Raw genomic sequence first — 21,932 nt, forward strand, 5'->3', positions numbered from 1 at the left:
GAGGGAAAGCGCCGGCGCCAGTGGTAGAATACGCTTGCATCTGATCATAGCGCAGGGTCCGCGGGAACCCCGCCCCGCTTCCACGGTCACACAGCGGGGTCTGACACGGCAGGCGAATCCCGCCACGCCTTGCCCCGTCTTCCACACCCATCGTCAACAAGGATTCGACGTGTTCTTCGCCACACGCCTCTTGCTGTTCGTCTGTCTGCTGCTGTCCCCCTGGGTGGCCCAGGCCCAGTTCTTTTCCTCGTCGTCGAGCAGCGCCGAATTTCTGCCGGTGAACGAGGCCTTTACCGCCAGCGCCTGGCACGACGGCGATCGGCTCTATATCGGCATGCAGAATGCCGACGGCTACTATCTCTATCGTCACCGCTTCTCGTTGGAACTGCCAGGCGAACCGGACGCCCTGGGTGAGCTGTCGCTACCGCCCGGGGAGGCCAAGACCGACGAATTTCTCGGCGACGTCAACGTCTTCTACGATCAGGTGGTGTTCAGTGCCCCGCTGGCCGACACCCGTCAGGGGCCACTGGACATCGCCCTGACGTTCCAGGGCTGCGCCGACGCCGGTCTGTGCTACCCCCCGGAACGGCTTGAGCTGGCCGCCGCCCAGAGTGAGCCCCCCGCCGCCTTTGCCGACGCCCTGGAGGACGGCCAGACGGCCAACGACAACGCAGGCCAGGCTACCCCAGCGGACCTCGCCGGACAGCCGCCCACGAGCCAGCAAGCAGGCAGCCTCCCTGCCGCCTCTGTCGATGCAGCCCCGCTCAGCGAAGACGGCCGCTTCCGCGCCCTGATGCAGGACGCCAGCCTGCCGTTGCTGCTCGGACTGTTCTTTGTGGCCGGCCTCGGGCTGACCTTTACCCCCTGCGTGCTGCCGATGATTCCGATCCTGTCGTCGATCATCGTCGGTCAGAACCCCAGCCGTCCCCGCGCCTTTGCGCTCTCGGCAAGCTACGTCGCCGGCATGGCCGCCACCTACGCCCTGGTCGGCGTGCTGATGGGGCTGTTCGGCGCAGGGCTCAACCTTCAGGCACGCCTGCAATCGGCCCCGGTACTGATCGTGTTCGCCGCCCTCTTCACCCTGTTCGCGCTGGCCATGTTCGGGGTCTTCAATCTACGCCTGTCCTCGGGGCTGGGCTCACGCATCGATGCCTGGCAGGCACGCGCCCAGCGCAGCGGCCCCCTGGGTCTGGCGCTGGCCGGCGCGCTGTCGGTGCTGGTGGTCTCGCCCTGCGTGTCGGCACCGCTGGCCGGCGCCCTGGTATTCATCTCTTCTACCGGTGACGCCGTCATCGGTGGCGCGGCGCTGCTTGCCCTGGCGCTGGGCATGGGCGTCCCGCTGTTGCTGGTCGGCGGCTTCGGCACCACCCTGCTGCCGCGCTCGGGCGCCTGGATGAACGGGGTCAAGATCGCCTTCGGAGTGCTGCTGCTGGGCGTCGCCGTCTGGCTGATCGAGCGTTTGATCCCGGCCCCGCTCACCCTGCTCTTGTGGGCGGGCCTGGCCATCGGCACGGCGCTGGCCCTCGGCGCCCTCGATCTGGCGAGTACGCCGGGCTGGCCGCGGGTCCGCCAGGGCGCCGGTATCGTGCTGCTGGTGTGGGGCATCGCGCTGGTCATCGGCGCCGCCCGTGGCGGTGGCGACCCCCTACGTCCCCTGGCCGCCGGCCCCATGAGCGCGACGAGCAGCACTATCGAGGCGGCCCATCCCGATCGCATCGTCGAGAGCCTGGGCCAGCTTCAGGCGGCCCTGGCCGAGTCCACGACCCCCGCCTTCGTCAACGTCACCGCCGAATGGTGCATTTCCTGCAAGGTGATGGAGCGCGAGGTGTTTCCCGACCCCAGGGTACGTGAGGCCCTCGCAGGCTTCCGCTGGATCGACGTCGATGTGACCGACACCAACGCCGTGAGTCGTGAGGTGCTCGACCATCTGGGTCTGTTCGGCCCACCGAGTCTTCTGTTCTTCGACGGGGACCAGGAGCTTCGTCAGGCACGTATCCAGGGCGAACTCGACGCCGCTGCCCTGGCCGGCCATATCGCCGCAGTCAGCCGCGCCCTCGATGGCGCCCAGGCGGCTACCACCAGCGGGTGAAGGTGACAGCGAACAGCGTTCGGCCTCGCTGGACAACCTTCGCAATTTTCGGCAAACTCCGCACTACTCTGAATTCTGACACGATAGAGACGCCAAGAGCCGCCATCTTGCCGCGATCTCTAACGACTTGGACCGGGTTTACAGCGCCCGGTAGACACTTCACACGATCGAGACAACGTCATGGATATTCGTAAGGTCAAGAAGCTGATTGAACTGCTGGAAGAGTCCAACATCAGCGAAATCGAGATCCAGGAAGGTGAAGAATCGGTCCGCATCAGCCGTCATCCGCAGGGTGGCAGCTGGCAGCCGGCACCCGCCGCCCAACCCTGGGGCGCACCCGCTGCACCGGCGGCCGCACCTGCCCAGGCCCCGGCCGAAGCTCCCGCACCCAGCGCCGACAGCAGCCCGAGCTACCAGGGCCAGGCCGTGGTCTCGCCGATGGTCGGCACCTTCTACCGCTCCCCGGCACCCGGCGCCAAGCCTTTCGTGGAAGTCGGCGCCAGCGTGCGCAAGGGTGACACCATCTGCATCGTCGAAGCGATGAAGATGATGAACCAGATCGAAGCCGATCGTGACGGCGTGATCGAGGCCTTCATGGTCGAGGACGGCGAGCCCGTCGAGTTCGACCAGCCCCTGGTTGTCATCTCCTGAGAAGACTTGCGTCTTCCCTGATCATTCACATTCGGCGGACACCACCATGTTGGACAAGGTTCTTATCGCCAACCGCGGCGAGATCGCTCTTCGCATCCTGCGGGCCTGCAAGGAGCTCGGGATCAAGACGGTTGCGGTCCACTCCAAGGCCGACCGCGAACTGATGCACGTGCGGCTCGCCGATGAGGCGGTGTGCATCGGCCCCGCTTCCTCGGCCCAGTCCTACCTCAATATCCCCTCGCTGATCAGCGCGGCCGAGGTGACCGACGCCAGCGCCATCCACCCCGGCTACGGCTTCCTCTCCGAGAATGCCGACTTTGCCGAGCAGGTCGAGCGTTCCGGCTTCACCTTCATCGGCCCGCGCGCCGAGACCATTCGCCTGATGGGCGACAAGGTCAGCGCCATCGAAGCGATGAAGAAGGCCGGCGTGCCCACGGTGCCAGGCTCCGACGGGCCGCTGGGCGACGATGAAGGCGAGCTGCTGGCCACCGCCCGGCGCATCGGCTACCCGGTGATCATCAAGGCCGCCGCCGGCGGCGGCGGACGTGGCATGCGCGTGGTGCACACCGAAGCCCACCTGATCTCCGCGGTCACCGTGACCCGTACCGAGGCCCACTCGGCCTTCGGCGACGGCACCGTGTACATGGAGAAGTTCCTCGAGAAGCCGCGTCACGTCGAGGTTCAGGTGCTGGCCGACGGCCAGGGCAATGCCATCCACCTGTATGACCGCGACTGCTCGCTGCAGCGCCGCCACCAGAAGGTGCTGGAAGAAGCACCCGCGCCGGGCCTGGATCCGGACGCCCGCGCCAAGGTGCTGGAAGCCTGTCGCGAAGCCTGCGTGGAAATCGGCTATCGCGGCGCCGGCACCTTCGAGTTCCTCTACGAGGACGGTGAGTTCTTCTTCATCGAGATGAACACCCGCGTCCAGGTGGAGCACCCGGTCACCGAGATGGTCACCGGCGTGGATATCGTGCGCGAGCAGCTGCGCATCGCTTCCGGCCTGCCGCTGTCGATCCGCCAGGAAGATGTCGAGCTCAACGGCCACGCCTTCGAGTGCCGCATCAACGCCGAGGATCCTCGCACCTTCATGCCTTCTCCGGGCAAGGTCACGCTGTACCATCCTCCGGGTGGTCTCGGCGTGCGCATGGACTCCCACCTGTACACCGGCTACACGGTGCCGCCCCACTACGACTCGCTGATCGGCAAGCTGATCACCTGGGGCGCCGACCGCGAGACCTCGCTGACGCGCATGCGCAACGCCCTGGACGAGCTGCTGGTGGAAGGCATCAAGACCAACACCGACCTGCACAAGGACCTGGTGCGCGACGGCTACTTCCAGCAGGGTGGCGTCAATATTCACTACCTCGAGAAGAAGCTCGCGCAGTAGCACGGCGGCCTTGTACCAAGAGCGTGACAACGGGGCGGCCCAGGCCGCCCCGTTGACGTTGCACCAGACCGAAGAGGAATACCGCCATGCCCTGGCTTCAACTCAAGGCCGAGGTCCCACCACAGCAGGCGGAACTGCTGGAGGAACTGCTGCTGGCCGAAGGCGCCACCGCGATCACCCTGCAGGACGCCCACGACGACCCGGTGTTCGAGCCGGACCGGGGCACCACCCCACTGTGGGACCAGACCATTCTCACCGGTCTCTACGATGACCTCGACGGTCTGGCGGACATGCTCGAGCGGCTGTCTGCCGCCTGGGCCGAATCCCTGCCCGGAGAGCCCTGCCCGGTCATCGAGCACGAGCTGATCGATGACCGCGACTGGGAGCGCGAGTGGATGGACAGCTTCGAGCCCCTGCGCATGGGTCAGCGACTGTGGATCGTGCCGAGCTGGCACCAGCCGCCCGAGGATGACGCGGTCAATCTGCATCTGGACCCGGGCCTGGCCTTCGGTACCGGCACCCATCCCACCACCGCGCTGTGTCTCGAGTGGCTCGATGGACTGGCGCTCGACGGCGAACTCGACGGCATCGAACTGCTCGACGTCGGCTGTGGCTCCGGCATCCTTGCCATCGCCGCACTCAAGCTGGGTGCCGCCCGAGCCATCGGCACCGACATCGACCCGCAGGCGCTCAGCGCCAGTCGTGACAACGCCGAGCGCAACGCCATCGACGAGTCGCGCCTGACGTTGCGCTACCCGGAGCAGATGGGCGAGGAGCGCTTCACCCTGGTGGTGGCCAATATCCTGGCCGGTCCGCTGGTGGAACTGGCCCCGACCATCGCCGGCCATGTCGCCGACGGTGGTCGCCTGGCGCTGTCTGGCATCCTCGAGGCCCAGGCCGACGAGGTGATCGACGCCTACCGCCACGAGGGACTTTTCATGGACGAGCCGGAAGTCCGTGAAGGCTGGGTGCGGCTTAGCGGCCGGCGCCCCACCAAGGACTGAACATCGCGCCACGAGAGGCTGTCACCGGGCAGCCTTTCGCATTAAAACGTCTCGAACACGCCTTCACCAACGGTGCTTCGAGGCGTATGATATGCAGCCCCGGAACGACGGCAGCTCCCATGTCAGACCACGATCCCAGATCCCCCATGGTGCAACAGCAAGATTCAGGCATCACCACCTGCATTGGCCCGCATCAGCTGGCCGGCCCGGTGATCCTTGCGCCCATGGCCGGGGTCACCGACCGCCCCTTCCGCGCGCTCTGTCGTCGCCTGGGCGCGGGACTGGTGGTGGGCGAGATGGTCACCTCCGATCCCAGCCTGTGGCACACCCGCAAGTCGCGCCTGCGCATGGACCACCGGGGCGAACCCGGCCCCAGGGCGGTGCAGATCGCCGGCGGCGACGCCGAGATGCTGGCCACCGCCGCCCGCCTCAACGCCGAACAGGGCGCCGAGATCATCGACATCAACATGGGCTGCCCGGCCAAGAAGGTCTGCAACAAGGCCGCGGGCTCTGCCCTGCTGCGGGACGAGGCGCTGGTGGCGGAGATCCTCGATGCGGTGGTGGCCGCCGTCGACGTGCCGGTGACCCTGAAGATCCGCACCGGCTGGTGCGCCGAATCCAACAACGCGGTGCGCATCGCCCGGCTGGCAGAAGATGCCGGCATCCAGGCGCTGGCCGTCCACGGCCGTCATCGCCAGCAACGCTATCAGGGCGAAGCCGAGTACGAGACCATCGCCGAGGTGGCATCAAGGGTCAGCATCCCCGTCTTTGCCAACGGCGATATCACGTCTCCCGAAAAGGCTCGGCGTGTACTCGACTATACTGGTGCGGATGCGGTGATGGTGGGTCGAGGCGCCCAGGGCAACCCCTGGATCTTCCGCGAGATCAGCCACTATCTGCGCCATGGCGAAATCCTGTCGGCGCCTTCCGACGCGGAACGACGCGACGTCCTCGGCTCTCACCTCGATGCCCTGCACGCCTTCTACGGTGACCATATGGGCGTGCGCATCGCGCGCAAGCATCTGGGTTGGTACCTGTCCAGCGATCGAGGCCTCGACGATGATGGCCGTCGCCAGCTCAAGGCCACCTTCAACGGCCTGACCTCGACCCAGGCCCAGCGCGACTTTATCGACGAACTCTTTCGTCACGACCCCGCCAGCGCCCCCGAGCGCGTGGCCAGGGCCGTGGCACACCATGGAACCCGTGCCGCATGACCAGCCAGCAACCCATCGACCAGTCGGTGTCCGCCTCCAAACTCGACACCTCTCAGCGTGGCCTCGACGGCCTGGCACCCTCCGCACCGCAGGCCAGTGACGAACGTCCCCTGCGCGAGGCCGTGTTCGCCGCCATGGAACGCTACTTCGACCATCTCGACGGCGGCACCGTCACCGACCTCCACGCCATGGTGATGGCCGAGGTCGAGGCGCCTCTGCTGTCGTCGGTGCTCGTCTACACCAACGGCAACCAGACCCGTGCCGCAGAGATGCTCGGACTCAACCGTGGCACCCTGCGCAAGAAGCTCAAGCACTACGAACTGATCTGACCCGACCCCAAGGGAGCCCACGGCTCCCTTTTCTGCGCCAAGGCGCCCTTCGCTTCCCTTCGCAACAGAGACATCCCCATGGCCCAGCCCTCCTCTCTCGCCGTTCGTCGCGCCCTGATCAGCGTGTCGGACAAGACCGGTATCGTCGACTTCGCCCGCGCCCTCGCCGACATGGGCGTCGAATTGCTGTCCACCGGCGGCACCTACCGCCTGCTGGCCGACAACGCCATCGCCGTCACCGAGGTGTCCGAGCACACCGGGTTTCCCGAGATCATGGATGGCCGTGTCAAGACCCTGCACCCCAGGATCCACGGCGGCATCCTCGGGCGTCGCGGCCAGGACGACGAGGTCATGGCCGAGCATGACATCGCGCCCATCGACATGGTGGTGGTCAACCTCTACCCCTTTGCCGCCACCGTGGCGCGTCCTGACTGCAGCCTGGAAGACGCCATCGAGAACATCGACATCGGCGGCCCCACCATGGTGCGCGCCTGCGCCAAGAATCATGCCTACACCAGCATCGTGGTCAACGCCGACGACTACGACCGGGTGATCGCAGAGATGCGTGACAACGGTGGCGCGCTGGCCCAGGCCACCCGCTTCGACCTCGCGGTCAAGGCCTTTGAACACACCGCCGGCTACGACGGTGCCATCGCCGACTATCTTGGCCGTCGGGTCGAGGGCGCAGAGGACGGCTTCCCGCGCACCTACAACCTGCAGCTGACCAAGAAGCAGTCCATGCGTTACGGCGAGAACCCCCACCAGCAGGCGGCGTTCTACGTGGAAGAAGGCGCCAGCGAACCCAGCGTCTCCACCGCCGTCACCCTGCAGGGCAAGCCGCTGTCGTTCAACAACGTGGCCGACACCGACGCCGCGCTCGAGTGCGTCAAGAGCTTCGACGACACCGCCTGTGTCATCGTCAAGCACGCCAATCCCTGCGGCGTGGCCGTGGGCGAGAGCGCTCTTGCGGCCTACGACAAGGCCTTCGCCACCGATCCCACCAGCGCCTTTGGCGGCATCATCGCCTTCAACGTGCCGCTGGACGCCGACACCGCCCGCGCCATCATCGATCGTCAGTTCGTCGAGGTGATCATCGCCCCCGGGGTCAGCGACGAGGCCCAGGCCATCGTCGCCGAGAAGAAGAACGTCCGCCTGCTCGACGTCAGCGCCAACTGGCCCGGCCAGATGGCACCGGCCCACGACCTCAAGCGCGTCACCGGCGGTCTGCTGGTCCAGGACCGCGATCTGGGCACGGTCACCCGCGACGACCTGACAGTGGTCTCCGAGCGAGTGCCCTCGGAGCAGGAGATGCGTGACCTGGCCTTCGCCTGGAAGGTCGCCAAGTTCGTCAAGTCCAACGCCATCGTCTACGTCAAGGAAGGCCAGACCATCGGCGTCGGCGCCGGCCAGATGAGCCGTGTCTACTCGGCCCGCATCGCCGGCATCAAGGCCGCCGACGAAGGCCTCTCGGTGCCCGGCTCGGTGATGGCCAGCGACGCCTTCTTCCCCTTCCGTGACGGCATCGACGCCGCCGCCAGCGCCGGCATCACCGCGGTGATCCAGCCCGGCGGCTCCATGCGTGACCAGGAGGTCATCGACGCCGCCAACGAGGCCGGCATCGCCATGGTGTTTACCGGTATGCGCCACTTCCGCCACTGACGCGGTCGCGTGGCGCCGCGGCGGGGCCCCAGGCCCCGCCGGTTCTGGCCCACCCAGGAGCCGCCCGCCAATCTACGCGCCAACTACGCGCCAATCTACGACAAGGGCCCCGACGCGTGCGTCGGGGCCCTTGTGTGTGTGCTATCGCTGAGCGGTCTGCCGCTACCTGCAGGATGGCGGCAGACAGCGAATTACTCGCCGAGGTCGATGCACAGGTACTTGGTCTCGAGGAACTCGGCCAGGCCCTGGTGCCCGCCTTCGCGACCGAGGCCGGAGGCCTTGACCCCACCGAAGGGCGCCGCGGCGTTGGAGATCAGGCCGGTATTGATGCCGACCATACCGTACTCGAGGGCGTCGGCCACTCGCCACACCCGGCCCAGGTCCTTCGAGTAGAAGTAGGCCGCCAGACCGAACTCGGTGTCGTTGGCCAGTTCGATGGCGTCCTCCTCGTCATCGAAGGGGAATACCGCCGCCAGCGGACCGAAAGTCTCTTCCCGGGCCACCTTCATCTCGCTGGTGGCACCGCTGACCAGGGTCGGCGTGAAGTAGTTGCCACCCAGCGGATGGGGGTGGCCACCGATCCACAGCTCGGCACCCTTGTCCACCGCGTCCTGGACATGCTCGTTGACCTTGCCCACCGCCTTGTCGTCGATCAGCGGTCCGATGTTGACACCCTCGGTGGTGCCGTCGCCGACCGTCAGTTCGCTGTTCATGGCCACCGCCAGCTTCTCGCTGAAGGCGTTGATGACGCTGGACTGCACCAGGAAGCGATTGGTACACACGCAGGTCTGGCCGGCATTGCGGAACTTGGCAGCCATGGCGCCGTCCACCGCCGCGTCCAGATCGGCGTCCTCGAACACAATGAACGGTGCGTTGCCGCCAAGCTCCAGCGAGATCTTCTGGATATGCTGGGCCGCCTGGGACATCAGGGTACGCCCCACCTCGGTGGAACCGGTGAAGGTGATCTTGCGCACCACCGGCGATTCGGTCAGGGCCGCGGCGATCTCGCTGGCCGACCCCGGCACCACGTTGAACACCCCACGCGGTACCCCGGCGCGCTCGGCAAGCAGCGCAAGCGCGGTGGCCGACAGCGGGGTCTGACTGGCCGGCTTGACCACGATGGTGCAGCCTGCCGCCAGGGCCGCGCCAGCCTTGCGGGTGATCATGGCGGCGGGGAAGTTCCAGGGCGTGATGGCGCCGCAGACACCCACCGGCTGCTTGGTCACCACGATACGCTGGTTGGCCTTGGCCGCCGGAATGGTCTCACCGTAGACCCGGCGTCCTTCCTCGGCGAACCAGCGCAGGAAACTGGCGGCGTAGACGATCTCGCCGGCGGCTTCCTTGAGCGGCTTGCCCTGTTCGAGGGTCATGATGGTGGCCAGCTCGTCCTGGTGTTCGAGCATCAGCTCGTACCACTTCATCAGGATGTCTGCCCGCTCCTGGGCCGTCAGCGCGCGCCAGGCCGGCAGGGCGGCGTCGGCCGCGTCGATCGCCGCCTCGGTCTCGGCGCGACCCAGACGAGGCACCTGGGCGATGGTCTCGCCACTGGCCGGATTGACGATGTCGATCTGCTCCCCGCTGTCGGCCGCCACCCAGCTTCCGTCGATATAGGCAAAGGGGCGAAACAGCGGCATGTCGTTAAGGGCTTTCATGAAGGCTCCTGGCTCGGGCTTGACGGAAAACTGCATTGACTGGCGACGACGCTTCAGCGACTGCGCGACGACGATATAGCTTTCATGCTAAGCGTTCCGCTGGCCGATCGCCAACTCGAAGCCGTCGCCTCAACTCACCGAATCCTGATCCCGCGGCGCCCTCGAGGCCGACAGCGTGATCGATACCGAGTCGGCAAAGCGCAGCGCATGGGGCTTGTCGATCTCCACCTGGGTGGTCAGCACCTGCTCGTGACTCATGATCAGGTCCAGCACTTCGCGGGTCATCCGCTCCAGCAGCTGAAAGCGGTTCTCCTCCACCAGCGCGATCACCTGTTTGGTGATGGTGCGGTAGTTGAGCGCCTGTTCGATATGATTGAACGCCACCGCCTTGTCGGCGCGGTAGCGGATCACCGCATTGATCACCACGTCCTGGCGATTGAGGATCTCCTCCTCCTTGATGCCGATGAAGGTCCTCAACCGCAGGTTCTTGATGCGGATGGTGGCAAGGTCGTGATCCAGGTGCTGGTCACCCAGTACATGCAGGGACATGGCCCCTCCCGTGCGTCATGCTTGAAAGCGGTAAACGAAAAGCATCGGCTTCAGCGCTTCGTGCGGCGGCCGTAGAACCGGCCTCTCAGCGGCTGTTGACCAACGTCAGGAACTCCTGACGGGTGCTCGGCTTCTCGCGGAATGCCCCCAGCATCACCGAGGACGTCATGCTGGAATTCTGCTTTTCGACGCCTCGCATCATCATGCACAGGTGTCGCGCCTCCACCACCACGGCCACGCCCCGGGCATCGGTGACCTGCAGCACGGCATCGGCGATCTGACGGGTCAGGTTCTCCTGGATCTGCATGCGGCGGGCGTACATGTCGACGATCCGGGCAAACTTGGACAGTCCCAGCACCTTGCCGTTGGGCAGGTAGGCGATATGGCACTTGCCGATGAAGGGCAGCAGGTGATGCTCGCACATGGAATACAGCTCGATGTCCTTGACCAGCACCATCTCGTCGGTCTCGGACGAAAACACCGCACCATTGACGATCTCTTCCAGCGACTGGGTGTAGCCGCGGTTGAGAAACTGCATGGCCTTGGCAGCACGCTTGGGCGTATCCACCAACCCTTCTCGCTCCGGGTCTTCGCCCAGCTCCTCAATGATGTGTCGATAGTGATTGGCGAGTTCGTCAGTCATGATCCAGCCCTTCAGGGGAGTCGTCGGCTCGGGCGAACACCAGGCGGCCCGCCTGGCTCCACAAAACCTGTACAAAGAATTTTTGAAGTATAGCTTTTGCATTGCGTGAGCGATAGTCTACCGCAGCGTGTCGCCTTCCGCAGTTCGCCTGGTGTTTTTGCCCACCGTCACCCCCCATCATTGGCGAGAAATCGGCGCGACACCCGATCTTGCCACAGCCTGCTGCAAAAGCCCGTTGCCGAGGCCTATTGGGAGATTGCCGTCACCGACGCGACGAGGTACGTGACAGAGTGTCGCGCAACGAGAGCGATAGCTGTCCACCCGACAGCCCTGTGCTATCGTCATCAGGTTGTCCATGTGCCAGGCGACACTGTCGGTGGCATGCCTCCATGCAGCTACCCGTCCTGTTGCCCGCATTTCGCCAGCCATATCGCGAGAATCGCCAATGCCTGCCCTTCGCCGCCTGCTTGCCCGGCCCAGCACGCCCCTCGTCGCCATTCTGACCTTCAGCGCCCTGACCAGCATGACGCCCGCTATGGCGGACAGCCTGGAGCTACCCGCCCAGGCACGCATCGACGTCAGCATTATCGAAGGCATCGACCTCGACTCCGCCGGACAGCGGCTCGATGATGTCATGCTCAAGCCCGCCGCCGATGCCGAGGGACGCACCGACCTGCCCCACTACTGCGTGCTGGTCGGCGACGCCAAGCGCGATGGCCAACGCCTGCGCATCACCACCGAGGCCCTCACCTGCGTCGAGACCGATGGCGGCGAAAGCCACATCTACTCCGGCGAACTCATCGCCGGCGCCTATGACGAGGATGGCCAGTTCGGCATCGCCGCCTGCGATGACGGCGGCTGCCGCCTGGACGCCGACCGCGTGTTTCAGCTAGAACTGACCGAACCGCTGGCCATCGAGCAGATGCCCAACCCGTCTGCGCAGCTTAACGCCGAACGTCGTGGCGAAGACGCCGACAACGAAACCAAGCAGGCAACCCCGTCGAGCCAGACCACTCCGTCCGAGTAGCGGCACCTATGGCGGACAGCACACGGCGTCCGCCAGACCCCATCTGTCAGCCACCCGCCAGCCAGCGCTCGGAATCCGCCAGGGCCAGGCGTTGATGCTCCAGCTGGCGGATGTGCTCGTCCCAGTAGCCGGCGTCGGCGACCCAGGGAAACGCCCGGGGAAAGGCCGGATCGTTCCAGCGCGCCACCACCCAGGCGCTATGGCGCATCAACCTCAAGGCGCGCAGCGGTTCGATCAGGGCGAGCTGCTGGCGATCGAAATCGATCACCTGCTCGTAGCCCTCGATCACCTCCGATAGCTGCATCGCCCTTTCCTCCGGCCCCTGGGCGGTGAACAGCATCCACAGGTCCTGTACCGCCGGCGCCATCATCGCGTCGTCGAAATCGACCAGCGCAAAGCGATCCTCCCGCCCCAGCATATTGCCGATATGGCAGTCGCCGTGAACCCTCTGCATGGGTGCGCTGACACCCGCGGGTGGTGCCAGCGCCTCGATCAACTGCTGCGAGATGCGCTCGTAGGCCTTGCGCTGACGCTCGCTCAACCAGGGACTCTCGAGTACCGTGCGACGAGCCTGTTCGGCCATGGCGCGGGGCTCCTGCCGACAGCGATGGGCGAACTCGCCGCGCCGGCCCACCTCGTGCACGCGTCCTATCAGCTCACCCAGGGCGAACAGATGGTCGGGGTTCTCGAGCTCAGGCGCCTGGCCGGGCAGGTGGGGAAACAGCGCCACGCGGTAGCCCCCCGCCCGGTGCAGGCTCTCGCCAGCGTCGTTGCGCCAGGGGGCCGCCACCGCCACCCCGGCATCGTCGAGCTCACGCAGGAAGGCGTGCTCCTCGCCGATGGCCTCATCGCTCAACCGGTCAGGGCGGTAGAACTTGGCCACCCAACGCTTGCGGTCATCGTCCTGCACCAGATAGACGCGGTTCTCGTAGCTGTTGAGCGCAAAGGGCTCGCCGGGCAGCCACAGGCCCAGTGATTCGATCGCCTCCACCACGCGCTGCGGAGAAAGTTCACTGAAGGGCGTGGGGGTCGTGGTCATGGGGGCTCCGGGTAAAAGCACAAATATCAAACGAGGCGAGAGGCGCCGAGCTTAACAGAGCCAGGGTGGCGGCGTCCTCGCCAGCGCCCAGGCGTCTACCCGGCGTGCCCCCGCGCGGCGACAGGCCTGCGCCAGCCGCTCAAGGGTGGCCCCGGTGGTCATGACGTCATCGACCAGCGCCACGTGCCGAGGCAGCCCTGACGCGATACCAAACATGCCCGACGCGATGCGACGACGGGCCCGCGAACCGAGCTCATGCTGGGGGCGATCATCACGACGCCGCCAGGCCCGCCTCACCGGCACGCCGAGCCGACGCCCCAGCTCGCAGGCCAGCCACTGGCCCTGATCGAAGCCAAAGCGCCTGGCCCTGGCGGGATGACGCGGCACCCCGATCAGAGCGTCAGGCACGCCATTCTCGCCCACGAGCGATGCCTCGAGAAACAGTGCGACCAGCAACTGGGCGCTGGGCAGATGGGCCTCGGCCTTGAAGCGCTGGACGAGACGCCTGATCTCGTCGCGGTAGATCAGCGGCGTCCGCACCTCATGGAAGCTGAAGGGCTCCACCAGACAGCGACCGCACAGGCGTTCACCCGCCGGACGCCGCCAGCGGTGCTCGGGCAAGGGTTCGCCACAGCCCTCGCAGGGACAACGATTGAGATCAAGCCCTCGGCGGCAGGGATCACACAGCAGGATTGTCACAGGACCCGGCGCAGCAAGCACCGCGTGACTCGACCCTAACCCTGGTCCTGGCCCTGGCCCTGGCCCTGGCGCCAGGGTCGCCAGGCAGAACAGGCAGCGATCCGCCATCAGTTTCGCCACGCCATGGTCAACCTTGCCGATCACGCAGGTTGACAGCTTCGCCATACCACTTATCCTTGTCGTCAACCAATCCGATTTTAAAAAGTTGACCATAGCGAGACACCCATGTCTGCCGACTCGACGTCCACAGTTTCCACCCTAGCCGCCGATGCCGCCCCCCGTCACGACTGGACGCTCGATGAGATCGAAGCGCTGTTCGCCCTGCCCTTCAATGATCTGCTGTTCAAGGCCCAGTGCGTCCACCGCCAGCACTTCGATGCCAACGCCGTTCAGGTCTCGACCCTGTTGTCGATCAAGACCGGCGCCTGCCCCGAGGACTGCAAGTACTGTCCTCAGTCTGGCCACTACAACACCGGCCTGGACAAGGAGAAGCTGCTCGAGATCGAAAAGGTGGTGGAGCAGGCGAAGTCCGCACTCGATGCCGGTGCCAGCCGTTTCTGCATGGGCGCCGCCTGGCGCAGCCCGCGCCAGCGGGATCTCGAGGTGGTCATCGAAATGGTGAAAAGGGTCAAGGCGCTGGGGCTCGAGACCTGCATGACCCTCGGCATGGTCGACGAAGCCCAGGCCCACCAGCTGGCCGACGCCGGCCTCGACTACTACAACCACAATCTGGATACCTCGCCTGAGTACTACGGCGAGATCATTACCACGCGCAGCTACGCCGATCGCCTCGACACCCTGGGCAATGTGCGCCAGGCCGGCATGAAGATCTGCTCCGGCGGCATCCTCGGCATGGGCGAGACCGCCCGTGATCGCGCGGGGCTGCTCAGGCAGCTGGCCAACCTGTCACCGCACCCGGAGTCGGTACCGATCAACATGCTGGTCAAGGTCCCCGGCACGCCCCTGGAGGACGTCGAGGACCTCGACCCCATCGAGTACCTGCGCGCCATCGCGGTGGCCCGCATCATGATGCCGAAGAGCCACGTGCGACTGTCCGCCGGTCGGGAGCAAATGGACGAGTCGACCCAGGCACTGGCCTTCATGGCCGGCGCCAACTCGATCTTCTACGGCGACACCCTGCTGACCACCGGCAACCCACAGGTCGAGCGCGACCGCGCGCTGTTCGACAAGCTTGGCCTGCATCCGGAACGTCGCGACACCTGTGCCAGTGACGACGAGCGCGAACAGGTCCTGGCCCGGCAGATCGAGCGCCAGGCCAGGGAAGCCAGCAGCGCCCAGTTCTATGACGCTGCGGTCTAGCCCCATGTGCGCCCGCTGCCAGCCCTTCGCTAGTGCGGTGCATCACTGCCAGGAGCCCACCCCATGAGCGCAGACTGGCATTCCCACCTGCGCCAGAGTGCCCAGGCACGCCACGAGGCGCATCGCTGGCGCCAGCGCCGTGTCCATCGGCAGGACGCGCAGCGACTCGACATGGCCGGCAACGACTATCTCGGTCTGGCCGCTGACCCGCGTCTGGCCGAGGCCGCCGCCGATGGTGCGCGGCGCTTCGGCGCCGGGGCCCGTGCCTCACATCTGGTCACCGGACACAGCACGGTGCACGAGGCACTCGAAGAAGCCCTGGCACGCCTCACCGGACGCCCCCGGGCGCTGCTGTTCTCCACCGGCTACATGGCCAACCTGGGGGTGATACAGGCGCTCTGTGACAGCGGCGTGCATCTTCTGCAGGACCGGCTGAATCACGCCTCCCTGATCGACGGTGCCCGGCTGTCCGGCGCCCGCTCACGGCGCTATCACCACAACGACCTTGATGACCTGGCGCGCCTGCTGGATCGGGTGCCGGACGCCAGCCGCCGCCTGGTCATCAGCGACGGTGTCTTCAGCATGGACGGGGACTGCGCCGACGTCGACGGCCTGGCCGAGCTCAGCCGGCGCCACGGCGCCTGGCTGATGATCGACGATGCTCACGGCATCGGCGTGCTGGGCGAAAACGGCGACGGTAGCGTCGGTCGACGACTCGGCTGCGAGCGGGTCCCCGTGCTGGTCGGCACCCTGGGCAAGGCGCTCGGCACCGCCGGTGCCTTCGTCGCCGGCGATGACGCCCTGATCGAGCATCTGATCCAGTTCGCCCGCCCTTACATCTACACCACCGCCCTGCCCCCGCCGGTGGCGGCGGCGACGCTACAGTCTCTCGAGATAGTGGCCAGCGAACCCGAGCGTCGCCGCCATCTCGATGGGCTGATCGCGCGATTCCGCCGCGAGGCCACCAGCCTGAAGCTGCCGCTGATGGCGTCGGCCACCCCCATCCAGCCGATCCTGCTCGGCGATGAGCAGCGCACCCTGGACTGGGCCAGCACCCTCGAGGACGCCGGCATCCGGGTGGGCGCCATTCGCCCGCCGACGGTTCCCGCCGGCGCCTCAAGGCTGCGTGTCACCCTGAGCGCCGCCCATGACGACCACGACATCGACCGTCTGCTCGAGGCGCTCTTGACCTGCCAGAAGCAGGAGTCGGCCACCTGCATAGGGGCATCCCGATGATCCGGCTAGTTCTGCTGTCCGGTTGGGCCATCGACGCCAGAATCTGGTCACCGCTGGCGAGCCATTGGGGGACCTCGGTGACGGTGGAGACCATCGACTGGCCCGGCATGGGCGGCAGGCCCGCGCTTGCAGACACAGGTGCCTCGGACGCAGACGCCTCAGACGCCTCGGACGCAAACACGGGGCTTTTCCAGCAGCAGGCACACCCGTCCTCTGGCATTCAGACGCTGGCGAAGGCCATGGGACCTTCCCTGTCGTCCCGCGACGGCGAGCCGGTCATCTGGGTGGGCTGGTCGCTCGGCGCGTTGCAGGCCGCCGCGCTGACCCGGCACCTGCCCGCCCCCGACGGCCTGGTGCTGCTCGGCATGGGTCCGACCTTCTGTCACCCGAACGGGGTGACAACGACGGCGCTGGCTGATTTTCGCGCCGCCTTCCGCCGCGACCCGACCAGGGCCAGAGAGCATTTCCTGCGCTGGCAGCTGTCCGGCGAGCCCTCGCCCCGTGACGCCCTGCGCAGGCTGCGCAGCCTGCTGACGCCTGACATCGTCGCCGATCACGCCACCCTGGAGCAGGGCCTCGCCACCCTGGCAAGCGCCGATATCGGTGACCTGCTTGGCGGCGTGCCAGGCCATGTCTCAGGCCAAGCGCCGGATAATGCAACTCCCGTCCCCGCCACGTCCCTGTGCGGTGCCACGGACCCCCTGCTGGCGCCTGCCGTACGCGCGGCCATGGACGAGCGTATCGAAGGCGCCGGGCACTGCCCGATGCTGAGCCAGCCGGCCCGTCTGGCCGAGGCGATTCAGCGCCACGCCTTGCGCATGCTAGATAAAGGAAAGGCACCCACCAGCCGCCGCGGGCCTCACTATGGTGACCGCGAAGCCCAGGGGTTTGACGAGGTGACGCCATGAACGCTCCGCTTGTGCAGCGCCAGCTCGAGCCCGCGTGCTCCAGCGACACGGCCTCGGCCACGCCGAACCAGAGGGACGTCTCCGCAGCGCCCGATGGCACACCCGGTGACTGGCAGCGGCGGGTCGCCCGGGCGTTCTCGCGGGCGGCCCCGCGCTACCGAGAACTGGCGCGCGCCCAGATGGCCATGGCCGAGACGCTGTGGCCCCACCTGCCAGATCACGCCGAGCGGATCCTCGATCTGGGTTGCGGGCCCGGCGACCTGACCCGAAGAGTGGCCGAGCGCTACCCTGACGCCAGCGTGCTGGGGCTGGATCTGTCCGCGGCGATGCTGGCACAGGCTCGCCAGACACTGGTTCAACAGACACCGACCCAACAGACACCGGCCCGACCAGCCCAGGACGACCGAGGCACCGAGCCACGTCGACAAGAGGCATCACCTCATCCGCGCGCCACGGCGTGCGCCTGGGTCTGCGCCGACGCCCAGGCGCTGCCGCTGGCCGATGCCAGTCTCGACCTGGCGATATCCAATCTGGCCATCCAGTGGTGTCCCGACCTGGAGCAGGTGCTGGCGGAACTCCATCGCGTCCTGGCGCCTGGGGGACGGGCGGTACTCAACACCCTGCTGCCCGGCACCCTGGCCGAGATCGGCCAGGTCTGGCGTCAACCGGGCAAGGCCAGTGGAGTGCTGGACTTCGCAAGCCTGGACGACCACCGGCGCGCGGTGCTTTCCCGCCCCTGGGCCGCCACCGCCTTCGAGCAGCGTGCCGAGCGCTTCTACTACCCGGACCTGGACGCCGTGATGGCCTCGGTCAAGGGCGTCGGCGCCCAGGTCGCCCGTCCCGGCGCCCGGCTGAGCCGTCAGGATATAAGACAGGCGCGGGCCCGCTATGAACACCTGCGCAGACCCGAAGGACTACCGGTGACCTACCAGCGGCTGACGTTGATTCTCGATCGCTGACGCCTGACCACCGCGCCCCTGAGTGAGGTGCCCCATCGTCGTTTCACCGCCACCAAACTTGCAGCACAGGATCCCGCACTCGCCATGCCAAGCTACTTTGTGACCGGCACCGACACCGACGCCGGCAAGACCCTGGCAAGCTCCGGCCTGCTGGCCCTGGCACGCCGCCAGGGCCAGACCACCCTCGGCCTCAAACCGATCGCCTCGGGGTGTGAGTCCACCGCCGAGGGACTGCGTAATATCGACGCCCTGACCCTGCAGGCCCAGAGCGTGCCGTCTGTACCCTATGACGACATCAATCCCTTCGCCTTCGCGCCCCCCATTGCGCCACACCTGGCGGCTCGCTATGCCGGCGTGGACCTGTCCCTCGACAGGCTCTGCCACACGCTGGGGGGAAGCCTTGAGCTCCCCCGTGATCTGATCCTGGTCGAGGGAGCCGGCGGCTACCGGGTCCCGCTCAACGACCAGGAGGACCTGGCGGGGCTCGCCACACGCCTTCAGCTTCCGGTGATCCTGGTGGTGGGACTGAAACTCGGCTGCCTGAACCACGCCCTGCTGACCGCCGAAGCCCTCAAGGCGGATGGCGTCACTTGCGCCGGCTGGATCGGCAACCTTGTCGATCCCGGCTTCGCCGAAGATGAAACCCTCTACCGGGACAACCTCGATCACCTGAAAGCCAGGCTGCTGGGGCCCTGCCTCGGCATCATTCCTCGCCTCGATGGCAGCGACCATCGGGCACTGGCCGATCAAGCTGCCGATCATCTTTCGCTGCCATAGCTCGACCTCACAAGCCTCAGCCCAGCCCCCGAGCCGCTCGAAGCGTCCGGGCGGATAGCGGGGCCCTGGCTCGATCGAAGCGAGCGCACCTCACGGAAGTGTTTGACTTGCCAGGCCGGCAACGTAAAATATGCCCCGCCTACCCCGCGTGCGGATGTGGTGGAATTGGTAGACACGCTAGATTTAGGTTCTAGTGCCTTAGCGCGTGGGAGTTCGAGTCTCCCCATCCGCACCATCTTGATCTCGCTCAGCTTTTTCCTACAGCTGTCAGTTTCCCAAGACGCCTGGGCCATTCGCTCAGGGTAGAATCCTGGCATGGTCTCATCATGCCTGGCGACACCTGACATGACGGCTCGTCCGGGTCTTCCCTGCAATGATCCAGCACCTACCTATCACCTCTTGAGCGTGATGGCATTGCTGCAGGTAGGCCTGGTCAGCGCTCGCAAGCACTCAATCATCTCATGGCGCTTTGCAGGAAAAGCCCGAACGCCATCGCCACCGACGGCGAACAATCCCGGCTTCCCCTGCATATTCTTCCCGCGATACTTCGAGACCTTACAGTGGTCCCAAAAAAGAGCGCCCCAAACTTGAGGGGTGGTTCAGGGCGCTCTTGCCATTACATCGAAGGTTGAAGCGATGGTCAGGGCGTTACGATATCGAACCAGAATTCGAAGCTGTCGAGCAGGCCGATAAATTCATCGACAGTCTGCTGATCACCATCCACGGTCACGTCGCCCGCATCAATCGAATCCGCCATGGTCGTTTCACCAAGGTTGATGCTATCCAGTTGGGCACGATCGATTGTCACCGTTGCCGCTGCATCTTCTGCCCAATCGCCAATCGTGTAGTTCATTACCCCATTGGAAATGGAGATGGTGAACTTCTCGTCAACGTCGGGCATTTCAAAGTTAATATCGAAGTCCTTACCGACGGCTTCAGGATGGTTAAGTCTTACAGCGAGATAATCCAGATAAATATCGAGCGGTAGACCTTTCACCATATCTGGAGAGGCAGTATCGGGTGTCGCCACCTCGGCTACGCCTTCACGAAGTTCCTTTGCCGCGGATAGATAGAAATTCCTCCAAGGACCACTCTCTGCTTGATAGCCCATCTGAGTCAGAGCGTCTGCCAGCAGATCTTTGGCCTCCTGGTTCTCAGGTTCCGCGAAGACAAGATGATTCAACGCCGTCGCGGCCCACCGATAGTTCCCCTCATCCACGTCCTGACGAGCCTTCTCGAGAACTTGCTCCGCGCCACCTACGTATTCGACAAATTTTGCACCTTCTTCTGCAGGAGGAAGTTCATGCAACTCGGAAGGATTACCACTGAACCACCCAAAGTACAGCTGATATTGCGCCTTGGCATTATGGCTGACACTACCGTAGTAACCACGATTGTAGAATTCTTGAGCAAGCGAGTCCGGCAGTTCGATCTGTTCTGCTATCTCGAGCATTGTCTCGCCATGGTTGGCCAGACGCAGCACTTCGTCGTGCAGGTAGCGGTAGGTATCACGCTGCTTTTCCCAGTATTCAACGACATTCTCGTTGCCCCAGGTGGGCCAGTGGTGGCTCCCCAGACTGACCTCTACATCGTCTCCATACCGGTTGATGACATCGTGAATATACTTGGCCCACAGATCACCGCTTCGTACCTTTGCACCTCTCAAGGTATACAGATTATGCAGGGTGTGGCTAATTTCCTCTGCCTGCATCAATGCCTTGAACTCAGGTACATAAAACATCAGCTCAGCCGGTGCCTCTGCACCTGGCGTGTTGAGAAACTCGATCTCGACGCCGTCAACAACCTCGGTCGTTGGGGTGTCGTCAATCGTTATCGTCGGTTGAGCGATAGTCACAGTACCGGCTGCGGTGGTGGTGCCAAGCCCAGAACCAAGTGAGCCTTCTGGCCCTTTCTCGATAACGTTGCCATACATGTAACTGGCCCTACGACTCATCGTATTGCCGGCGATCAGATTCTCACTGACAGACTCTTCGAAGAAATTCTCAGGCGCCACAATCGGAATCTCACCTGCATCGACTTCATCCTGGGTCAGGATACCTTTTACACCCCCGAAGTGATCCACATGACTGTGCGTGATAATCACGCCGGTAACGGGAATATCTTCCACATGCTCTTGCAGCAAAGTCAGGCCGGCGGCAGCCGTTTCATTGGCGGTCAGGGGATCGACGACAATCCATCCATTATCCCCCCTGATGAAGGTCATGACGGCAAGGTCAAAACCTCGTATCTGATAAATTTTCCCTTCAACAACTTCAAACAAGCCATTTATTGCGTTCAATTGACTTTGCCGCCATAAACTGGGATTCGCCGTATCCGGAGCATCCCCCGTGGCAAAGTCAAATTGCGCCGTGTCATAGACAGGCGAACCGTCCGGCTTCTTGATGACACTCTCGTCCAGCGTAGCAATCAAGCCACGCCTGGCATTCTCGAAATCGGTATCATCATCAAAGGGCAAGTAGTCTCGCAGTTGCTGGTTGAAGGCTTTCGTGCTTTCCGATGCGGCGTTTTCAGCAGCAACTGCCGGAGTGGCGCCAATGGCAAGTGCAATCGCCGTGACTGCGAAAGGTATGATTTTCATTCCCTGTAATCGTCCCTGTCGATGCGCATTGGCCAAACGCGACCAATAGTCATTAATGAATTGTGCTCATTCAAGCTAGAACAGAGACCTGAGGCCGTCACGGCATATTTATCAACCAAAAAACTATCACAAATACATTCTTGATTGCTTTTTGCTATCATAAAGCCAAGACCTTTCCGGCCCATCGCCAT

At 64.9% G+C, this 21,932-nt stretch carries 19 protein-coding genes and 1 tRNA gene; 14 read left to right on the forward strand and 6 right to left on the reverse strand.

The window, feature by feature from the left end; translation table 11 throughout:
• Positions 1-169 precede the first annotated feature (169 nt).
• From dsbD to purH, 7 genes are all read left to right on the forward strand, one after another.
• Positions 170-2,089, forward strand: coding sequence for a protein-disulfide reductase DsbD (gene dsbD / locus C6W88_RS13780; RefSeq protein ID WP_231498650.1), 1,920 nt, complete (start codon positions 170-172; stop codon positions 2,087-2,089).
• A 180-nt stretch (positions 2,090-2,269) separates the two neighbouring features.
• Positions 2,270-2,740, forward strand: coding sequence for an acetyl-CoA carboxylase biotin carboxyl carrier protein (gene accB, locus C6W88_RS13785; RefSeq protein WP_108132869.1), 471 nt, complete (start codon positions 2,270-2,272; stop codon positions 2,738-2,740).
• Positions 2,741-2,786: 46 nt separating this feature from the next.
• The gene (gene accC, locus C6W88_RS13790; RefSeq protein ID WP_045993975.1) at positions 2,787-4,127 is read left to right on the forward strand and encodes an acetyl-CoA carboxylase biotin carboxylase subunit; all 1,341 of its coding nucleotides are present in this window, start codon (positions 2,787-2,789) and stop codon (positions 4,125-4,127) included.
• A gap of 86 nt (positions 4,128-4,213) precedes the next feature.
• Positions 4,214-5,131, forward strand: a complete 918-nt coding sequence (gene prmA / locus C6W88_RS13795) for a 50S ribosomal protein L11 methyltransferase (protein ID WP_108132870.1) — start codon at positions 4,214-4,216, stop codon at positions 5,129-5,131.
• A 146-nt stretch (positions 5,132-5,277) separates the two neighbouring features.
• A complete protein-coding gene (gene dusB / locus C6W88_RS13800) occupies positions 5,278-6,345 on the forward strand; it encodes a tRNA dihydrouridine synthase DusB (RefSeq protein ID WP_108132871.1) in 1,068 nt (355 codons plus the stop codon).
• On the forward strand, positions 6,342-6,674 hold the full coding sequence (gene fis / locus C6W88_RS13805; RefSeq protein ID WP_045993973.1) for a DNA-binding transcriptional regulator Fis: 333 nt from the start codon (positions 6,342-6,344) through the stop codon (positions 6,672-6,674). The genes dusB and fis overlap by 4 nt, the downstream gene beginning before the upstream one ends.
• Positions 6,675-6,752: 78 nt before the next feature.
• Positions 6,753-8,333, forward strand: a complete 1,581-nt coding sequence (gene purH / locus C6W88_RS13810) for a bifunctional phosphoribosylaminoimidazolecarboxamide formyltransferase/IMP cyclohydrolase (protein WP_108132872.1) — start codon at positions 6,753-6,755, stop codon at positions 8,331-8,333.
• Between the two features lie 191 nt (positions 8,334-8,524).
• Here purH and C6W88_RS13815 read toward each other — a convergent pair whose 3' ends face one another.
• The 3 genes from C6W88_RS13815 to folE form a co-directional block, all read right to left on the reverse strand.
• The gene (locus C6W88_RS13815) at positions 8,525-9,985 is read right to left on the reverse strand and encodes an NAD-dependent succinate-semialdehyde dehydrogenase (RefSeq protein WP_045993971.1); all 1,461 of its coding nucleotides are present in this window, start codon (positions 9,983-9,985) and stop codon (positions 8,525-8,527) included.
• 129 nt (positions 9,986-10,114) lie between these two features.
• Positions 10,115-10,534: a dihydroneopterin triphosphate 2'-epimerase gene (gene folX / locus C6W88_RS13820; protein ID WP_045993970.1), complete on the reverse strand. Its 420-nt coding sequence runs from the start codon at positions 10,532-10,534 to the stop codon at positions 10,115-10,117.
• An 85-nt stretch (positions 10,535-10,619) separates the two neighbouring features.
• Complete coding sequence (folE, locus tag C6W88_RS13825) at positions 10,620-11,177, reverse strand: GTP cyclohydrolase I FolE (protein ID WP_045993969.1); 558 nt, start codon at positions 11,175-11,177, stop codon at positions 10,620-10,622.
• Between the two features lie 445 nt (positions 11,178-11,622).
• Here folE and C6W88_RS13830 point away from each other — a divergent pair, with 445 nt between their 5' ends.
• Positions 11,623-12,204 carry a TraB/TrbI/VirB10 family type IV secretion system protein gene (locus C6W88_RS13830; RefSeq protein WP_108132873.1) on the forward strand — a complete coding sequence of 194 codons (582 nt, stop codon included), beginning with the start codon at positions 11,623-11,625 and terminating at the stop codon, positions 12,202-12,204.
• A gap of 46 nt (positions 12,205-12,250) precedes the next feature.
• Here the strand turns inward: C6W88_RS13830 and C6W88_RS13835 are convergent, their stop codons facing one another.
• Positions 12,251-13,243 (reverse strand): serine/threonine protein kinase, encoded by a 993-nt coding sequence (locus tag C6W88_RS13835; RefSeq protein ID WP_045993968.1) that lies wholly within the window; start codon positions 13,241-13,243, stop codon positions 12,251-12,253.
• A 51-nt stretch (positions 13,244-13,294) separates the two neighbouring features.
• Entirely contained in the window at positions 13,295-14,107 is an 813-nt protein-coding gene (locus C6W88_RS13840; protein ID WP_146164666.1) for a ComF family protein, read from the reverse strand.
• A gap of 60 nt (positions 14,108-14,167) precedes the next feature.
• Between C6W88_RS13840 and bioB the strand changes: the two genes are divergently transcribed.
• The 6 genes from bioB to C6W88_RS13870 all read left to right on the forward strand — a co-directional run bounded on the left by bioB (position 14,168) and on the right by C6W88_RS13870 (position 19,377).
• Entirely contained in the window at positions 14,168-15,262 is a 1,095-nt protein-coding gene (gene bioB / locus C6W88_RS13845; protein WP_045993967.1) for a biotin synthase BioB, read from the forward strand.
• A 63-nt stretch (positions 15,263-15,325) separates the two neighbouring features.
• Positions 15,326-16,498: an 8-amino-7-oxononanoate synthase gene (bioF, locus tag C6W88_RS13850; protein WP_108132875.1), complete on the forward strand. Its 1,173-nt coding sequence runs from the start codon at positions 15,326-15,328 to the stop codon at positions 16,496-16,498.
• Positions 16,495-17,406: an alpha/beta fold hydrolase gene (locus C6W88_RS13855; RefSeq protein ID WP_108132876.1), complete on the forward strand. Its 912-nt coding sequence runs from the start codon at positions 16,495-16,497 to the stop codon at positions 17,404-17,406. Before bioF ends, C6W88_RS13855 begins: the two co-directional genes overlap by 4 nt.
• Positions 17,403-18,365 (forward strand): methyltransferase domain-containing protein, encoded by a 963-nt coding sequence (locus tag C6W88_RS13860; RefSeq protein ID WP_108132877.1) that lies wholly within the window; start codon positions 17,403-17,405, stop codon positions 18,363-18,365. The genes C6W88_RS13855 and C6W88_RS13860 overlap by 4 nt, the downstream gene beginning before the upstream one ends.
• Before the next feature lie 84 nt (positions 18,366-18,449).
• Positions 18,450-19,142 carry a dethiobiotin synthase gene (gene bioD / locus C6W88_RS13865; RefSeq protein WP_108132878.1) on the forward strand — a complete coding sequence of 231 codons (693 nt, stop codon included), beginning with the start codon at positions 18,450-18,452 and terminating at the stop codon, positions 19,140-19,142.
• 150 nt (positions 19,143-19,292) lie between these two features.
• Positions 19,293-19,377: transfer RNA gene (locus C6W88_RS13870), tRNA-Leu, on the forward strand.
• Positions 19,378-19,782: 405 nt separating this feature from the next.
• Here the strand turns inward: C6W88_RS13870 and C6W88_RS13875 are convergent.
• Positions 19,783-21,741, reverse strand: coding sequence for an alkyl/aryl-sulfatase (locus tag C6W88_RS13875; protein ID WP_108132879.1), 1,959 nt, complete (start codon positions 21,739-21,741; stop codon positions 19,783-19,785).
• Positions 21,742-21,932 lie beyond the last annotated feature (191 nt).

Origin of the sequence: Halomonas litopenaei (assembly GCF_003045775.1) — a bacterium.
Taxonomy (GTDB): domain Bacteria; phylum Pseudomonadota; class Gammaproteobacteria; order Pseudomonadales; family Halomonadaceae; genus Halomonas; species Halomonas litopenaei.

Coding starts and splice junctions, on each gene's coding strand:
- accB (WP_108132869.1), top strand. CDS start 2,270: ATGGATATTCGTAAGGTCAAGAAGCTGATTGAACTGCTGGAAGAGTCC.
- accC (WP_045993975.1), top strand. CDS start 2,787: ATGTTGGACAAGGTTCTTATCGCCAACCGCGGCGAGATCGCTCTTCGC.
- prmA (WP_108132870.1), top strand. CDS start 4,214: ATGCCCTGGCTTCAACTCAAGGCCGAGGTCCCACCACAGCAGGCGGAA.
- dusB (WP_108132871.1), top strand. CDS start 5,278: ATGGTGCAACAGCAAGATTCAGGCATCACCACCTGCATTGGCCCGCAT.
- fis (WP_045993973.1), top strand. CDS start 6,342: ATGACCAGCCAGCAACCCATCGACCAGTCGGTGTCCGCCTCCAAACTC.
- purH (WP_108132872.1), top strand. CDS start 6,753: ATGGCCCAGCCCTCCTCTCTCGCCGTTCGTCGCGCCCTGATCAGCGTG.
- C6W88_RS13815 (WP_045993971.1), bottom strand. CDS start 9,985: ATGAAAGCCCTTAACGACATGCCGCTGTTTCGCCCCTTTGCCTATATC.
- folX (WP_045993970.1), bottom strand. CDS start 10,534: ATGTCCCTGCATGTACTGGGTGACCAGCACCTGGATCACGACCTTGCC.
- folE (WP_045993969.1), bottom strand. CDS start 11,177: ATGACTGACGAACTCGCCAATCACTATCGACACATCATTGAGGAGCTG.
- C6W88_RS13830 (WP_108132873.1), top strand. CDS start 11,623: ATGCCTGCCCTTCGCCGCCTGCTTGCCCGGCCCAGCACGCCCCTCGTC.
- C6W88_RS13835 (WP_045993968.1), bottom strand. CDS start 13,243: ATGACCACGACCCCCACGCCCTTCAGTGAACTTTCTCCGCAGCGCGTG.
- C6W88_RS13840 (WP_146164666.1), bottom strand. CDS start 14,107: ATGGCGAAGCTGTCAACCTGCGTGATCGGCAAGGTTGACCATGGCGTG.
- bioB (WP_045993967.1), top strand. CDS start 14,168: ATGTCTGCCGACTCGACGTCCACAGTTTCCACCCTAGCCGCCGATGCC.
- bioF (WP_108132875.1), top strand. CDS start 15,326: ATGAGCGCAGACTGGCATTCCCACCTGCGCCAGAGTGCCCAGGCACGC.
- C6W88_RS13855 (WP_108132876.1), top strand. CDS start 16,495: ATGATCCGGCTAGTTCTGCTGTCCGGTTGGGCCATCGACGCCAGAATC.
- C6W88_RS13860 (WP_108132877.1), top strand. CDS start 17,403: ATGAACGCTCCGCTTGTGCAGCGCCAGCTCGAGCCCGCGTGCTCCAGC.
- bioD (WP_108132878.1), top strand. CDS start 18,450: ATGCCAAGCTACTTTGTGACCGGCACCGACACCGACGCCGGCAAGACC.
- C6W88_RS13875 (WP_108132879.1), bottom strand. CDS start 21,741: ATGAAAATCATACCTTTCGCAGTCACGGCGATTGCACTTGCCATTGGC.